Source organism: Saccharomonospora halophila 8, assembly GCF_000383775.1.
In the GTDB taxonomy this organism is placed as follows: Bacteria; Actinomycetota; Actinomycetes; order Mycobacteriales; family Pseudonocardiaceae; genus Saccharomonospora; species Saccharomonospora halophila.
In genome coordinates, this window is sequence record NZ_KB912478.1 from 2,215 (window position 1) to 3,397 (window position 1,183).

Sequence of the window (1,183 nt, forward strand, 5' to 3'; positions counted from 1 at the left end):
CGGCGAACGTGCCCACGGCCACGGCCGCGGCCCGGTACTGCCGTTTGATCAGGAAGAACAGCACGAAGATGAGCGGGGTCAGCTTGGGGGGAGGCGACGAGCCCGAGCACGACGACCGCGACGGCCAGCGCCGAGGCCAGTGCCGCGGCGACGATCAGACGGACGCGCGAGGGAGCTGCGGTGTCGCTCACGCCCCCACTACAGCACAGCCTCACAGGTGGACGACGGGGCAGGTCAGCGTCCGTGTGATCCCCTCGACGTTCTGCACCCGGGCGACCACGAGCCTGCCGAGCTGGTCGACGTCGGCCGCCTCGGCGCGGACGATGACGTCGTAGGGTCCGGTGACGTCCTCGGAGCTGGCGACCCCGGGGATGTCGGCGATCTCGGCGGCCACCGCGGCCGCCCTGCCGACCTCGGTCTGGATGAGGATGTATGCGTGCACCACGGCGCTGCACCCTTTCGTGTCGGTCGCCGCCGACGGCGACCGGTGGACAGGAAACCCGGTGGACACAGGGAACCCGGCGGACACCCGGACGGCGACCGGGCACCCGACAGGCAAGGTACCGCAGCGTCGCGATGATCTCAGATGCGCGGATCCGGTAGGCGCGCATCGACCCGAGAACCGGAGGTGTGTGTGGAACACGACTCGACGCCCGGCGCGGACACCGTGGCGGGCGCCGGTGAGTTCGGCCTGATCCACGCGATCACGACGGGGCGGAGACAGCCGTCGGGAACGGTGCTCGGCCCCGGCGACGACGCCGCGGTGGTGGCCGCTCCCGACGGGCGGGTGGTGCTCACCACGGACACGCTCGTCGAGGGTGTGCACTTCCGCCTCGACTGGTCACCCCGCCCAGTGGGGCGGAAGGCGGCGGCGGTGAACCTCGCCGACGTCGCCGCCATGGGGGCGACGCCGACCTCGGTCGTGGTCAGTCTCGCGTGCCCCGGAGAGACCCCCGTGACCACCGTCACGGAGCTGTTCGACGGGCTCGCCGCCGAGGTGGGGCGCACCCGGGCCGGTGTGGTCGGCGGGGACACGGTACGGGCGGACAAGATGATCATTGGGGTGACCGCACTCGGGGACCTCGGCGGTCGGGAGCCGGTGACCCGGTCCGGGGCGCGACCCGGGGACGTGCTCGCCGTGTGCGGCCGACTCGGCTGGGCCGCGGCGGGGCTGGCCGTGCTC

Annotated in this window: 2 protein-coding genes and 1 pseudogene; 1 reads left to right on the top strand and 2 read right to left on the bottom strand. The window is 73.0% G+C overall.

Annotated elements, in window-relative coordinates; all coding sequences use genetic code 11:
- Window positions 1–191: pseudogene (locus SACHA_RS25855) on the bottom strand (hypothetical protein); the annotation flags it as partial.
- 20 nt (window positions 192–211) lie between these two features.
- Window positions 212–445 carry an Lrp/AsnC ligand binding domain-containing protein gene (locus SACHA_RS0100705; RefSeq protein WP_019806379.1) on the bottom strand — a complete coding sequence of 78 codons (234 nt, stop codon included), beginning with the start codon at window positions 443–445 and terminating at the stop codon, window positions 212–214.
- Window positions 446–634: 189 nt separating this feature from the next.
- On the opposite strand from SACHA_RS0100705, the gene SACHA_RS0100710 reads away from it, so the two are divergent.
- A partial coding sequence (locus tag SACHA_RS0100710) for an AIR synthase related protein (protein WP_019806381.1) occupies window positions 635–1,183 on the top strand: 549 nt, incomplete at its 3' end.